This is a genomic window from uncultured Nostoc sp., assembly GCF_964245445.1.
GTDB lineage: Bacteria > Cyanobacteriota > Cyanobacteriia > Cyanobacteriales > Nostocaceae > Nostoc.
Genome location: NZ_CAXTNE010000221.1, coordinates 1 through 13,904, shown reverse-complemented (window position 1 = coordinate 13,904; position 13,904 = coordinate 1). Strand labels below are relative to the sequence as shown.

At 42.4% G+C, this 13,904-nt stretch carries 10 protein-coding genes; 4 read left to right on the top strand and 6 right to left on the bottom strand.

Annotation, left to right across the window (positions count from 1 at the left end; genetic code table 11):
* Window positions 1-134: 134 nt before the first annotated feature.
* Genes kdpB through kdpC form a run of 3 tightly spaced genes read left to right on the top strand, consistent with a single transcriptional unit; the run spans window position 135 to window position 3,190 of the window.
* A complete protein-coding gene (gene kdpB, locus ACFE90_RS28115; protein WP_375505688.1) occupies window positions 135-2,276 on the top strand; it encodes a potassium-transporting ATPase subunit KdpB in 2,142 nt (713 codons plus the stop codon).
* 6 nt (window positions 2,277-2,282) lie between these two features.
* Entirely contained in the window at window positions 2,283-2,552 is a 270-nt protein-coding gene (locus ACFE90_RS28110; RefSeq protein WP_375505687.1) for a potassium-transporting ATPase subunit F, read from the top strand.
* Window positions 2,552-3,190: a K(+)-transporting ATPase subunit C gene (gene kdpC, locus ACFE90_RS28105; RefSeq protein ID WP_375505686.1), complete on the top strand. Its 639-nt coding sequence runs from the start codon at window positions 2,552-2,554 to the stop codon at window positions 3,188-3,190. Before ACFE90_RS28110 ends, kdpC begins: the two co-directional genes overlap by 1 nt.
* 167 nt (window positions 3,191-3,357) lie before the next feature.
* On the opposite strand, the gene ACFE90_RS28100 is transcribed toward kdpC, so the two are convergent.
* On the bottom strand, window positions 3,358-4,383 hold the full coding sequence (locus ACFE90_RS28100) for a phosphatase PAP2 family protein (RefSeq protein WP_375505685.1): 1,026 nt from the start codon (window positions 4,381-4,383) through the stop codon (window positions 3,358-3,360).
* A gap of 353 nt (window positions 4,384-4,736) precedes the next feature.
* Here ACFE90_RS28100 and ACFE90_RS28095 point away from each other — a divergent pair, with 353 nt between their 5' ends.
* Complete coding sequence (locus ACFE90_RS28095) at window positions 4,737-7,103, top strand: WD40 repeat domain-containing protein (RefSeq protein WP_375505684.1); 2,367 nt, start codon at window positions 4,737-4,739, stop codon at window positions 7,101-7,103.
* Between the two features lie 9 nt (window positions 7,104-7,112).
* Here the strand turns inward: ACFE90_RS28095 and ACFE90_RS28090 are convergent, their stop codons facing one another.
* From ACFE90_RS28090 to ACFE90_RS28070, 5 genes are all read right to left on the bottom strand, one after another.
* Window positions 7,113-7,691 carry an HMA2 domain-containing protein gene (locus ACFE90_RS28090; RefSeq protein WP_375505683.1) on the bottom strand — a complete coding sequence of 193 codons (579 nt, stop codon included), beginning with the start codon at window positions 7,689-7,691 and terminating at the stop codon, window positions 7,113-7,115.
* 489 nt (window positions 7,692-8,180) lie between these two features.
* Complete coding sequence (locus ACFE90_RS28085) at window positions 8,181-8,489, bottom strand: DUF5132 domain-containing protein (protein ID WP_109007191.1); 309 nt, start codon at window positions 8,487-8,489, stop codon at window positions 8,181-8,183.
* A gap of 70 nt (window positions 8,490-8,559) precedes the next feature.
* Window positions 8,560-10,812, bottom strand: a complete 2,253-nt coding sequence (locus ACFE90_RS28080) for a heavy metal translocating P-type ATPase (RefSeq protein WP_375505682.1) — start codon at window positions 10,810-10,812, stop codon at window positions 8,560-8,562.
* A 139-nt stretch (window positions 10,813-10,951) separates the two neighbouring features.
* A complete protein-coding gene (locus ACFE90_RS28075; protein ID WP_375505681.1) occupies window positions 10,952-11,788 on the bottom strand; it encodes a hypothetical protein in 837 nt (278 codons plus the stop codon).
* A 37-nt stretch (window positions 11,789-11,825) separates the two neighbouring features.
* The gene (locus ACFE90_RS28070) at window positions 11,826-13,028 is read right to left on the bottom strand and encodes an HMA2 domain-containing protein (protein ID WP_375505680.1); all 1,203 of its coding nucleotides are present in this window, start codon (window positions 13,026-13,028) and stop codon (window positions 11,826-11,828) included.
* Between the last annotated feature and the right edge of the window lie 876 nt (window positions 13,029-13,904).

Sequence of the window (13,904 nt, the reverse complement as noted above, 5' to 3'; positions counted from 1 at the left end):
CTCAGAACTGGATTCATCCACCTCGGAACTCCGTTCATCCATCTCAGAACTGGATTCATCCACCTCGGAACTGGATTCATCCACCTCATATTCCCATGCCCAATGCCCAATGCCCCATTCCCAAAATCTAATTTATGCCAATTACTACTGATTCTCCTTCGCCTCGTATTGGATCTGGAACTCGTGACTCGCGCAAGCACACCCCCAAAGCAGATATGCGGGGACTTTACCAGAGAGCAATTCGTGAGTCATTTGTCAAGCTCGATCCGCGAATTACTGTCAAAAACCCAGTTATGTTTGTTGTTTGGGTGGGGACAATTGTCACCTTTCTTGTTACCCTTAACCCAAATCTGTTTGGTACAATCCAGGCAGATGTCAACCAACAACGCCTCTTAAACGGGTTGATTACCTTTATTCTCTTTTTCACACTTGTTTTTGCCAACTTTGCTGAAGCTGTAGCTGAAGGACGCGGTAAAGCCCAGGCTGATTCATTAAGATCGACGCGATCGGATACGATCGCTAACAAAATCCTCCCTGATGGTTCTATACAACAAGTCAATTCTACGGAACTGCGACGGGGCGATTTGGTAAAAGTAGTTGCAAACAACATGATTCCCGCCGATGGAGATGTAATTAAAGGCATTGGCTCGGTTGATGAGTCTGCAATTACTGGAGAATCTGCCCCTGTACTGAAGCAACCAGGTACAGATATTGCCAGTTCGGTAACAGGAGGTACACGCCTACTCTCAGATGAGTTAACAATTCGCATTAGTGCCGATCCTGGACAAGGCTTTATCGATCGCATGATTTCCCTGGTAGAAGGAGCAGAACGCAGCAAGACTCCCAACGAGATTGCTTTGACGGTATTGTTGGCAGTGTTAACACAAGTTTTCCTGATTGTGGTGGCAACTATGCCCCCATTTGTCGGCTACATCGCCAGCTTTATCACCACAGCCTTTGGAGTTGAGGCGGGAAACAGTTTACGGGCGGGTGCTAGCGTTGCTATTCTAATCTCGTTACTAGTAGCTTTAATTCCTACCACTATCGGTGGTTTGCTCAGTGCGATCGGTATTGCCGGGATGGATCGGGTTGCCCAATTTAACGTCATTGCTACCTCTGGTCGAGCCGTAGAAGCTTGCGGCGACATCAACACCTTGGTGCTAGATAAGACAGGCACTATCACCTTGGGTAATCGAATGGCTGATGAGTTTATTCCTCTGGATAATCATTCAGTAGAAGATGTGGCGCGAGTTTCCCTAGCTGCTAGCTTGTTTGATGAAACGCCAGAAGGCAAGTCAATTGTGATATTGGCAGAAAAGTCTCAGGCTGCGGTAGACTTCAATATCGACAAAGCCGAGGGTGTGGAGTTTTCCGCGAAAACCCGGATGAGTGGCACGAATCTACCGGATAGCAAACAAATTCGCAAAGGGGCGGTAGAGGCGATTAAGGGATTTGTCCGTTCTCGTGGCGGCTATGTTCCTGATGATGTAGACGCAGCTTATGAGCGAGTTTCCCGGTTAGGCGGTACACCCTTAGCTGTCTGCCAAGATGACAAGATTTATGGTGTTATCTACCTCAAAGATATTGTCAAACCTGGTTTACGGGAACGATTTGACCAACTCCGCCGCATGGGTGTTAAGACAATCATGCTCACAGGTGACAATCGGATTACCGCTTCGGTAATTGCCGAGGAAGCTGGAGTGGATGATTTCATTGCCGAAGCGACTCCAGAAGACAAAATTGAGGTGATTCGCTCTGAACAATCTCAGGGTAAATTGGTGGCAATGACTGGGGATGGTACTAATGATGCACCTGCCTTAGCTCAAGCAAACGTGGGTGTGGCGATGAACTCTGGGACGCAAGCTGCCAAAGAAGCTGCTAACATGGTGGACTTAGACTCCGATCCCACGAAGCTAATTGACTTAGTAACCATAGGTAAACAGTTGCTAATTACTCGTGGAGCCTTAACAACATTCTCTATCGCTAACGATATTGCCAAGTATTTTGCCATTATCCCTACTATCTTCGCAGCTGCTGGAATCGGCGCACTTAATATTATGGGATTAAAAAGCGCCCAATCTGCGATCGTCTCAGCGCTGATTTATAATGCCTTGATTATTCCGGCATTGATTCCGCTAGCACTCAAAGGGGTAAAGTTTTTACCTTTAACAGCAGATCAACTGCTACGTCGCAACATCTTCATCTATGGTCTGGGTGGCATTGTTGCTCCCTTTATTGCCATCAAACTGATAGATATTATCCTACCTTTGTCTTAATTTACTATGAAACCCGTTCAGCTTCGACGCACTATTCCTGCATCCCAAGTATTAGAAGAAATAACTGAAATCTGGTGTCAATGGCGTAGACAAAAGCTGCCATTGTATTTATTCCTGGCGATGTGTTTCAACCTAGTGGTTGCACCTATGGTCTATGCCGCTACTGGTGAACAACTTTCCCGCAGTCAATCTTGGGGATTGGGGCTGTTAGGAATGGTGACACTAGGGCTTTCTATCTATTTATTTTTTGTAATGTTTGTACCGGAGAAATTCTAATGAGTTTTGCACGCGAAGTCGGTAGAGCTGTTCGTTCTACCCTGGTACTTTGGGTTATTGGAGCGATTATTTATCCTTTTGCGATGATTGCCATTGGGCAAATTGTGTTTCCGTTTCAAGCAAACGGTAGTCTACTGAAAAATAGCATAGGTCAAGTTGTCGGTTCTGCTTTGATTGGTCAACCTTTTAGTAGCGATCGCTATTTTAACAGCCGTCCCAGTTCCACCAGTTACAGCACAGCCGATCCCAAAAAGGATAATGAGGGAGTTTTGAAAACTGGGGTTTCTGGTGCTAGTAACTTGGCTCCCAGTAATCCCGCATTAATGGAACGCATCAAAGGTAAAGATGACCCAGACCCCAGCAAAAAGGTTGAAGGTGACTTCACTCGTCTGAAAACAGCAGGGGTGCAGCCGACTGGCGATTTAGTCTACACCTCTGGTTCCAGCCTTGATCCTCACATTACTCCCGAAGCTGCGATCGGGCAAATTGCCCGAGTAGCCAAGGCGCGAGGAGTTCAGCCGAACCAGTTGGAAACTTTGATTGCTCAAAATACCGATGGTCGCTTTCTCGGCATCTTTGGTGAACCTGGAGTTAATGTGTTGAAGCTGAATTTAGCTCTGGATAAAATTAAGGCATAGGAAATAGCGAAAAAGGGATGTTCCTGATCGAACAGAATTCAGAATTCAATACAGTTCGGTTAAGGTTTTTTGATGAAAATTCTAGATCGCAAAGATGCGATAAATCATCACAAAGACGCGATAAATCGTCGTCTCTACGAAAGATTGATTATTGTAGAGACGGCGATTCATCGCGTCTCTTGCAGTGAGCGATATTTTTGCTGCGATTCCAAGCTAATAATACAAGCAATCAACCACACTAAACCTGCCCCGTAGCCAGCTGTGACATCAGTTAGCCAATGTACACCAAGATAAAGCCGACTGAAACCGATCGCAGCAATTAAAATAATAGTCAAACCATAAATCCAAAAGCGCCATTCAGGAAACTGCTTTGCCAGAATATAGCCGGTAAAACCGTAAATCACTATTGAAACCATTGCATGGCCACTGGGAAAACTGTGTTGACCCACTTTAATAATATGCTTCCACAGCGCTGGACGCGCTCTACCAAACAATAGTTTCATCAAACAATTTAGCAAGGTTGCACCGACTCCAGCGATGCCCAAGATAGTTGCTTCTCGGCGACGATTATAAAATAACGGACTAATCGCCAGCCCCAAAGAAGATAACAGCATTACTATTGGATCGCCCATATAAGTGATACTAAGCATGATGCGATCGCGCAGGGGTGTATGCAACTTCTGGATCAAGAGCAAAATGGCTTCGTCAAGATTATATGCATACAACAGTCCAGTGCCGCATACAAGAACGCCAACAGCCCCCAATACCGGAATAAGTTGACTACCTGTTTGGTTTAATTGTCGCTGCATAGATATTTGAGGCAGTAGGGCTGAATCAGATATGTTTCGATTATTACCCCCAACGCAAGCAGTATTTTCTTTAGTGACTGCGGCAGAAGCAAGTGATTTACTGCTTTTTTGCCGATAATCTAAGAGGATGTCTTGAATGAGAAGGGTGATAGTATTTAAACTCTTATCTGGATGGAAAATAACAAGAACATTCCCTGTGTAACTATTAGCACTAGCTCGTGAGATTATTTCCTCCTTTAATAATCTCGATTCAAGATATTTTTTAAGAGCTTCTGAATGATAAAGCCCATTTACCTTATATCTAGCTCTTCCTTTTACAGCAGTATGTATTGCTTGAACCCACTGGTTTTGATTAGGAAGTTTATGAAAGTGAGGATTACCCATTTGTTATTGATAATAGAATGCTTTGACTGAAGGCTAGTAGTCTGTCAAGCGAAGTTTGAAGGGTTAAGAGAACGAACCGCAAAGACGCGAAGTACACGTTCGCGCAGCGTCTCGTAGAGAAGAAAGAAAGAAGATAAATTGTCCCCTCCCTGATTATATTATTATCATTTTTATTTACAGGTATTCGGTACATAGACTTATTGACATGCAAGGGTTTTAATGTCTTATAGTTGAGTTACTATACTCTCAATTAGTAAAATCAAGAGTATGTATGAATTTACTCGATGCCAGTATTGCCCTGATTTCATGCAAGCTTTGCTTATTTATTTTACTTAGTTTCTAGGTATGTGTTTATGCAGCAAGGGTTAAGGTTACTAATTCAACTGGTACTAGAGTTTGCACCTGTTGTTGCAGAGCTAGTACAAAAGAGAAGTAAAGATTTAGCTCTGAGTAAATATGAACCGATTGAAGTAATTCCCGAAATACTCAAAGTTCTAAATCCTTCCAATAAAAAAAGCAGTCATGTTGAAGACTTTGAACAAGAAAGAATTTTCCAACAGCAATTAGTAGCCGATAATCACCAAACGCAATTAAGAATAGCCGCCCAAGAGCGAGAAACAGCGCTCAAGTTACCAGAAGTCAATAAAATTCTTGATAGTTGGCCCTTAAGGTTATACCCTTCACAAATTTTAGACCACACCAATTATGGGCCTACTCCACTAAAAATTTTTATCGCTCCTCCTCAAGTACATTTTGACCAATTTAACGAGAATAGAGATGAAACAATTTCCCAAATTGAGTTAATGTTGGCTGAAGGATTACGAGAATTTCTCAACAAGCATTACTCTCTAAACAGTCAAGTTAGACCAACAGAATTATTGGCAGGAGCTTGGGATAGTAAGCGTTTTCATAGTGAATCAAGTATTAAGGCTCTGTTTGGAATGTTGAAAACAGAGCCTATTTTGATTTTAGAGTCAGAAAATGATGGCGATTATTTAAATTTTCGGATTGCCTACTGGGGTTTGGGACAAGGTAATTATTATTATAAAACAATTGCTCGTTTACCTTATCGCGAAATTTTGGAAGAGTCTGCTAAAAAACGAGCCTTAGAATGGAAAACGATTAGAGATGAACTCCTGGCATTGGGAGAAAACTTAGAGGATATTAATCACATTGGCAAAGACAATGTTGTTAATTTGACAATTTTAGAAAAGGTAGAAAAATGGAATGAAAAAGGAATTGATATTAGTAAGTTATCTTTACAATATCAAGTCAACCGTCAAGACTTTGAAAACCTTTGCCAGGTTTTGATTACTTATCACTGTTTGGTTGCAGGTTGGGTAGCAGATGCTTACCACCTGGTTAATCATGGTGTACCTCCGCTACTACCAGAGTTACTGCCGAGTTTGCTGTCAGATACTTTTGATTTACAATCAGTACAGGTTATCGCCTCTGGTTACAAGCAAGTTTACCAAGCTCTGGAAAATGAGCGTTGTTACTGGATTCCAGAATTGGCTTTGCAATTAGCTCAGAGTTTATCTCATTTAAGCAATGCCTACGGCGGTAAACTACGCTCTTGGGCAAATGAACAGCTTGATTATTCTGTGAATACATGGTTACAACTACGCCAAATATCACTACAGGATTCTACTAACCCGCTTCAGGCAATGCAATCAGCCGTCAGCGTCAAAGATGAGGAATATGTAAAAAAGTTAAGAGAATATTTTATTGCAGTCGGTGATAGTCAGAGTCTTGCTGATGTTGAGGAAATTTTAAATTGCGTTGCCAACCTCAAACACCAAGTAACGCTACAACATATCGTTCTCAGCCACACCCTAACTGGACATTCCGAAAAAATAACATCTGTCGTTATTAGTCCTGATTCTGAGAGTTTAGTTACCGGGTGTGCAGATAAAACTATCAAAGTATGGAATTCTAAAAGTGGCAAACTTATTCGCACCCTTGCAGAAGATTTAGGCGAAATTTCCTCTGTTGCAATTAGTCCTGATGAACATTATCTCGCTGTTGGTAGTTGCCAACACCCCAAAAGTAATGTTAGAGTCTATAACCTTAATTCTGGCAAACTAATCCACACTCTGTTAGGACATCAAAAACCAGTTAACTGCATCGCAATCAGTCCTGATGGACAAATTCTTGCTAGTGGCAGTAATAAAATCAAAATTTGGAATTTGCATAAAGGCGATGCCTACGGCGGGCTATGCCAACGCATTTGTACCCTTTGGCATTCATCCGCAGTTAATGCTGCTGCTATCAGCCCTGATGGTACAATCCTCGCTAGTGGTAGTTCTGACAACAAAATTAGGCTGTGGAATCCCCGCACGGGTGATCCATTACGCACCCTCAACGGACATTTAGGTGGGGTGAAATCAGTAATCATTAGTCCTGATGGAGAATTTCTCTTTAGCGGTAGCACAGACAAAACTATTAAAATTTGGCATTTAGCTACGGGTAAAGTACTACACACATTGACTGGACATTTAGAAGAAGTAAGATCCTTAGCTGTTAGTCCTGATGGAGAAATCCTGTTTAGCGGTAGTGCAGATAAAACCATCAAAATTTGGCATTTGCGGACGGGAGAATTACTGCAAACTATTAAAGAACACTCAGGGGCAGTAAACTCTATTGCTATTAGCCCTGATGGTCAATTTATTGCTAGTGGTAGTTCTGATAAAACCATCAAAATTTGGCAGATCAATTAAGCTTTTTAGTTACTCATTTGGTGATTGTTTTTGGCTAGTTCCGTGCAACTTAATAAAGCTATCAAAAGCATACCATGCTAAAACATACCAAGGAATAACTTCTAACTGCAATCCTTTATTAAGTAATTGTCGCAGCGAAAGACTAGCTAATCCCAAAGGGAAAAGAATCCGTAGATCAAAAGCACCATGTGTTGACTGTTTGACGCGCTGGTTTAAGTCAACAACCGCAGATGATACTCCTGCTGCTGCCTCGGTGTTACCCTCGGAAACATCGGCAAAAATTATTCCTAAATCTTTAAGTGTTGCTAGCACATTTTCTAGACTGCCATCTTTACCATCGTGATTGATAACAATACTGCCATGATGGACATTTGTCTTAACTTGAGTAATATGAGAATTTGCTGACAAAGCATTGGCGATGCGTTGCATCTTTTCTAATTGACGATGGGAATGAGCCACTCTCAACCGCAATCTACCGGGAGTCGAACTTACAACTTTTGTAGATATCGGTTTTGGTGGTGTTTTGAAGCTGGCTTTGTCTATAATTTCCGGCATTTTATTGTAAGTGCTATAACCATTAGTCAACATGCAACCACCTTTTGACTTGTGTGATAGTGGATTTTTTGTTGTGGGTTTGTTATTTACAGGAATGAGTGAAAAATTAAGGAAAAACGAACCGCAGAGAACGCTGAGGAGCGAGAGAGTTTTTGCGCTCATTCCTGCATTTAATATCTTGCACTAGTAGTCTGTCCCATTAGTTTTGAGGGGGTTGAAAAACGAACTGCGTTCGCCCTTCGCGTCTCCGAAGGAGAAGACGCAAAGTACACGTTCGCGCAGCGTCTCGTTGGCGCAGCCTCTCGTAGAGAAGAGAAGGAAGAGGTAAAGAAGAGAAGTTTAAAAACTGATTTACCCCTCAAAATTAATGAGGCACACTACTAGGGACTTGCAAAACATAAATTATTCTATTTTCGTAGGGTGCGTTAGGTGGAATACCGTAACGCACCTTACTAATTTGATATTTTGGTAATTGGAAGTTGCTTATGGCAAAGAATTTAACTTGCTAATGGGCGGATGAAATTATGCACCATTATCGGCGACATTATCGCCATTGGTGGCAGACGCTTCAAACACGGGGGTTTCTTTTTCCTCAGCAAGTTCCGCTCTGGCTTCGGCTACCATGTCTTCCCAGGTTTCGCCTATTTCTGCAATGGTTCCTTTGCTTCTTTCATAAAGACCAATTCCGCCTTTGATAACTGATTTGACTAAGGGTTTACCAACTCCAGCGACAATGGGCAGCAGAACAGGTGCTAAGAGGACTGCACCAATTCCGGCTATAATACCGGGAGCGCCTGCATCTTCAACAAAATCACTAATTTTAGGTGCCATGTTCAATTTTCTCCTATTAATTAAGAAACCTCGGAAAGCTTTTTAAGATACTCTTGTCGGCATAGTTGTATCATCTTGCCGATGGTAGAGCTTTATGTTGACGATTTTTAAGAATTGGACGCAAACCGTTGACTCCAGCAACTACGGTTGAGCCATTGTTGACTACTGTTGCAGCTAAGGGGTTAAGACCAAAGAAAACGGCTATCACCATTGCCGCTAAATTAGGAACAGCAACTAGTCCTGTGTTTTGCCGAATCAATTGCTTGGCTTGACGAGCGATCGCGATCGCTTCTAATAAACCATGCAAGTCATTCTGCATCAACACTAAGTCTGCTGTCTCGCGGGCTATCTCGGAACCGTTGGCAAAGGATACGGAAACATCGGCATAGGCTAAAGCTGGCGAATCGTTGATCCCATCACCTACAAATGCAACCGTCTTACCTTGTTCGTGCAGTTGGCGGACAACTGTTGCCTTTTGTTCTGGAAAAGCTTCTGCGTGAGTATGCGTTGGCAAAATACCAAGTTCAGCAGCAACGGCTGTAGCAGTTCGCTTATTATCGCCGGTTAGCATGTGAATTTCTACACCTTCGACCGTCGAAAGTGCTGTAATGACTTCCCGGCTTTCAGGACGGAGAAGGTCACTATATTTAATAATACCTTGAAGCTGACCGTTGCTGGCTACATAAATCGCTGAATTTGGAGATTTTTGGTGGCCATTTAACGCTTCGGTATCAATGCCACTAGTACGCAAAAAGCGATCGCTCCCAACGTAAACTGTCTCTTCATCAATCAGAGCTTGTACGCCCAAACCTAGTTGATAGTCCCACTTACTACGCGGCAAAATTTCCACTTGCTCTGCTTGGGCATAGCGAACAATTGCTTCTGCTACTGGATGAGTTAAACGCTGTTCGGCGGCGGCTGCTAATTCCAACACCCGTAATCTTGAGGTTGCTGGATTGAGACTTTCCACACTGACAACATCGACTTCTCCCTTAGTCAGTGTCCCTGTTTTATCAAAAACTATGGTATCAACTTCTGCTAGTTGTTCTAACGCCCGTCCGCTACGGATGAGAATACCCCGTCGTGCAGCATAAGTTAATGCTGCTAAAACTGTTGTGGGGACTGATACTCGAATACCTGTAGCAAAGTCTAAAGTTAAAACGCTGGCTGCCCGTGAAGGGTTGCGGGTTGCGGCAAATACTGCTCCACCAAGTAGCAAAGTTGGCACAACAGCTTTTTGAGCAAATTTCGTGGCATAATTTTCCATCCGGGTATCGTGGACAGGTGCTTCTTGCATTAACTTAATGCTCTGTCCGGCGCGGGTATCGTTACCTATCCATTCTGCAAGAATATAAATTCTTCCTTCTCTTACCAGCGTTGAGGCGAAAACTGGTTGTCCTTTTTTCTTCAGCACTGGCATCGACTCGCCTGTTAATTTCTGCTCATCTAGTAGGGCTTTACCTCGCAAAATGCTACCATCAACCGGCACTTGTTCGCCAGGGTAAACAATCACTGTATCGCCACGTTGCACATCTTGAATGGGAATTTGTTGTTTGTCGCCATTGCGTTCCACCCAGACAAATTGTCCTAAAGAACTAAGTAAATCTAGAGTTTGTTGAGCAGAAGAACGAGCCGTGCGATCGCGGATATTTTCGCCTACTTCAATTAAACCGAGCATCAGCGATGGTGTGAGAAATTGCCCTTGGAAGGTAGTAATAGCGATCGCCATCAAATCCAAAAAGTCAATATTCAATTTTCGCTCTACTCTAATACCTTCCCATGCTCGTTGGACAACGGGAAGTGTGGCAATGGCGATGGGAAGCACCACTATCAAAGGCGGGATCGGTAATCCTAACGGCCCCCCCAGCACTGCTAAAGTAGTCGCAACGGCAGACAGTTGTAAACCTGGCCAAGATGGCTCTTTTTCGGTTTCCGATATAGATATAGAGTTTTTGAGAACGACTACAACACTTGCAGCCTGAATCAAATCGTGAAGGTGCGATCGCATCTTCGCATCGGAAACTTTATCAGATTTATAAGTAACTGCAACAGACATTGCCGCAGGCTTGACACGAACATTCTTCACCAGCGCATCTGCTGTTAACAATACTTCCAGACGCTTGGCATAATCTGCATCACAGCGTAAGCGAGGTACGCGAAACCGCAGTCTTCCCGGAGTTGTATGGACAACGCTGTAGGTAACGTTGGGCAACTCTCCTTGAGAGTGTCCATTAGTGTCAATTAAAGAAACTTTTCCATTCCCTTCCAACACAGGAAATTGAGATTTTGGGGGTGATGGTAGTTGCAGTGCTACTTTTGCCATTACTTTTCTTTAATCCAATAATTGTTACACTTCGATGAAAATCAGGCTCTTTACTGAGATAAAGAGAGCAAATTAGCCACCAATCCTACGAGATTGATTAGCTATCATTTAGTTATTTGTCATTTGCTGGATTCGTTAGCTAACTTATCGCTGTGGCGGGATCATTGGCAGATTCAATTAGATTGGCTAGATGAGATATTGGTGTTGACAAAAAGCTTTGCATTCGCTTCTGAGAATTCTGCATCATCCCAGTTTTATAGGTAATGACAACTGATCTCGCAGCGCTATTAACTCGCTCACTTGTAACTGTAGAATCTGATTTGAGTAATGTCTCTAACCGTTGGACATATTTGGGATCGCAGGCAATTCGAGGCACACGAAACCTTACTCTTCCGGGAATTGCATGAGCAATGCTATAAGCTACTTTTGCAGGTTTTTTTAATTGTTGAATTACAGAATTCGAGGATACCGAATTGGTTTTAGTCTTAGAGACTGACGCATCCGCAGATGTTAAGGAGAATGTTGCTAATTTCTGCCTCTGGGCTTCTTTTTTTGGCTTTCTATCCTGCCTGTCTTCTGTCGTTACCGCAGTTGAGCATGGTTTGAATTGGTTTGCAGATGCTGATACCACTTCTGCATTACCAGCCAACTGAATCAAATTAGCCAAATGCGATCGCATGTCAACATCTGACATTACATCAGATTTATAGGTAATGGCAATTGACCCTACCATAGTAGTATTGACTTCCTGATTGATTACCAAAGGCTCATTAGCAAGCAAGGCGAGAAGACGTTGCACATATTTTGAATCTTCTCTAATCTGAGGTATGCAAAATGCCACTTGTGCAGGAAATGCACAAATAATGCTATGTGCTACCCTTGAAGGCGGCGTTACTGGGCAATTAATCTCGTCTGTGACTGTTTGCTCTTGTTTTTTGTCTAAATCTGCTACTGTTTCTAAATTTAAACCAGTCATAATTGCCCTCCAGTATTCCGCAATTTGAAACTGTATATTAAGTTCCCAAGGGTAAGTTCGCCATAATACCTAATGACAATGACATCGCAGGCGATTTTAGGTTAGTCCACAGATTAGATAACTCTGGAGTTGTCTGGTTTGCTGTTGTTGAGTTGATAACTTCAGCAGTTTGAGTAACAGGATTAGTATGATTTAGCGTTGTTGCGTCTGTAATTTCAGCCGTCTGAGTAACAGGATTAGTATGATTTGTCGTTGTTGCATCTGTAATTTCAGGAGTCTGACTAACTTCTTCTAGGGGTTTCGCCGTTGTTATCCCTAGTGTTGGTGGGTTTGTCTCCAATGCTGATTCCATCAGACTCACCCAATAAGATAATGGAATATCACGAGACTGATAAGCGATCGCGATCGATGCTGCATCAAAATTCACACGCACGCTTGTAACTTGAGCATCGGTTTTCACTATTCTCTCAAGTCGCCGCCCATAGGCTCGATCTTGGGCAATTTTTGGCACATTCAACCGAATACGTCCGGGAATTTTATGAACTACGCTGTAGTCAATCTTTGCAGGTGCTACCACCTTGCTATTTTCTGGTTGGATAGTAGATTCAGATTTTATATCGCTTTTTATCGCAGAACTGGTGTAATTACCTTCGTTTTTTTCTGATGTCGCAACTTGAGAGCCAAGATAACCAATTACACCACGGGTTGCATCCGCCGCAATCATATAAACTGGAATCGATACCCAGCCATGAATTCCCAATCCTCCTGTTACCGCCAAACCTGTCATCATTGGAATTAAGGAAATGCCCTGCTCTTTCCAAAATAAAGGAGATTTCCAAGCTGCAAAGGGATCGGTCTTGCTAGGTGAATCAGACGAAGCCTGCGGCAGTTGGATATCAATATCGGATTTTAGCGCCAAAATTTGCGGTAACGAGAGCTTATCTTCATCAAAATTAACTACTAAACTACCCGTTTGTTCATTTACGGCAACTTCCCTCACTCCTTCTAAGGAGCGTAAATCTTGGGCTATGTTGTCTAATATCGAGTTAAGACTACTGTCAGTAGTACGCAGTCGCACGCGCCCGGTAGTTATATGAACTATTTGCAAGGCACCTGAAGGCTGTGCGATCGCTTTACTTGTACTCTGATTAACTTCGTTGCTTTGTGGTGTAGAGATTAAATTAGGAGATATTTTAGCAAAAATATTTAATTTTTCACGATTATTAATATTTTTAGTCATTTACCCAATTAGCCAATAGCTACATCAAGTTAAAGGTTAACAATAGATTAAGTGTACCTTAAGGCTGCGGGTTAAGTATGTGTCTTCCGAATTATTTTTAATAACGTTTTGTTATGACAATGATTATTATAATAAAACAGGCAAGCACCTTTGATAAAATTGTGCAATACTATCGGTTAATCTTTGAGGACTTTCAAGGGTAAGCGAACTTTTAAGAACAAACGCGCTTCAGATGAGCTATGCCGATCAGGGATGGGAAGTGGTGAACAAAGCTATTTCCTATTTTCTATCCTTTATTCCAGAATTACAGCTTATACCATTGTTTATTCCCTCTTTAAAAAGGAGGATTAAGGAGAATATAACGGTTCTCAGTTGGGTGGAATATATAGCGTTTCTTTGCCAAATTAGGTATACGTATGAGGCTAAGAAGCTTGGAAATTAAGGATTTTAATGCACCTCACGCCAGTGGAACCGTTAAAATACTGCGTAGGTTTTGCCTAAAAAAATAAAAATATGTAGGTTGGGTTGAGGAACAAAACCCAACATTTAGCCGGGTTTGCTGGGTAACGCTTAGGCTCGAAAGTCGTGTTGAAGTACTCCAAAATCGTGTTGAAGTACTCCAAAGTCGTGTTGAAGTACTTGAAAGTCGTGTTGAGGTACTTCAAAATCGTGTTGAAGTACTTGAAAGTCGTGTTGAGGTACTTCAACATCGTTTTGAGGTACTTAAAAGTCGTTTTGAAGTACTTAAAAGTCGTGTTGAGGTACTTCAACATCGTGTTGAGGTACTTCAACATCGTTTTGAGGTACTTCAAAGTCGTTTTGAGGTACTTCAAAGTCGTGTTGAAGTACTTGAAAGTCGTGTTGAGGTACTTCAAA

Coding starts and splice junctions, on each gene's coding strand:
- kdpB (WP_375505688.1), top strand. CDS start 135: ATGCCAATTACTACTGATTCTCCTTCGCCTCGTATTGGATCTGGAACT.
- ACFE90_RS28110 (WP_375505687.1), top strand. CDS start 2,283: ATGAAACCCGTTCAGCTTCGACGCACTATTCCTGCATCCCAAGTATTA.
- kdpC (WP_375505686.1), top strand. CDS start 2,552: ATGAGTTTTGCACGCGAAGTCGGTAGAGCTGTTCGTTCTACCCTGGTA.
- ACFE90_RS28100 (WP_375505685.1), bottom strand. CDS start 4,383: ATGGGTAATCCTCACTTTCATAAACTTCCTAATCAAAACCAGTGGGTT.
- ACFE90_RS28095 (WP_375505684.1), top strand. CDS start 4,737: ATGCAGCAAGGGTTAAGGTTACTAATTCAACTGGTACTAGAGTTTGCA.
- ACFE90_RS28090 (WP_375505683.1), bottom strand. CDS start 7,691: ATGTTGACTAATGGTTATAGCACTTACAATAAAATGCCGGAAATTATA.
- ACFE90_RS28085 (WP_109007191.1), bottom strand. CDS start 8,489: ATGGCACCTAAAATTAGTGATTTTGTTGAAGATGCAGGCGCTCCCGGT.
- ACFE90_RS28080 (WP_375505682.1), bottom strand. CDS start 10,812: ATGGCAAAAGTAGCACTGCAACTACCATCACCCCCAAAATCTCAATTT.
- ACFE90_RS28075 (WP_375505681.1), bottom strand. CDS start 11,788: ATGACTGGTTTAAATTTAGAAACAGTAGCAGATTTAGACAAAAAACAA.
- ACFE90_RS28070 (WP_375505680.1), bottom strand. CDS start 13,028: ATGACTAAAAATATTAATAATCGTGAAAAATTAAATATTTTTGCTAAA.